The 268-nt window shown below is 69.4% G+C and carries 1 protein-coding gene; it reads right to left on the bottom strand.

Features of this window, described 5'->3' with window-relative positions; translation table 11 throughout:
• Nucleotides 1-268 (bottom strand): hypothetical protein (locus SB753_RS37665; RefSeq protein ID WP_410805237.1); only part of this gene is annotated, 268 nt, incomplete at both ends.

The raw sequence follows: 268 nt of genomic DNA, 5'->3' as shown, positions 1-268 counted from the left end.
CCCGCCGTCGTGATCTCCCACTCGCTCCAGGGCGCCGCGGGGTCAGCTGCGGGGACATCCACCGGAACCGGCGGGTTCTCCGTCAGCTCGTCGATCAGCTTCGCCCTCGCCTCGCTCGCGCGATCGCGCAGCTGGGCTGCAGCGGCGTCGGTGTCGAACGCGGGTTCCCCCGTGAAGGGCTGCCACATCTCGACGACCACGTTTCCGACCGAGGAGTAGGTCTTGTAGAGGGAGTGACCGTCGCCGCCCGGGTAGGTGAGGATCAGGG

Origin of the sequence: Paraburkholderia sp. SIMBA_053, assembly GCF_046534895.1 — a bacterium.
GTDB lineage: Bacteria > Pseudomonadota > Gammaproteobacteria > Burkholderiales > Burkholderiaceae > Paraburkholderia > Paraburkholderia caledonica.
Note: the sequence above shows the minus strand (reverse complement) of the source record. Positions and strands in the feature narration are given on the sequence as shown.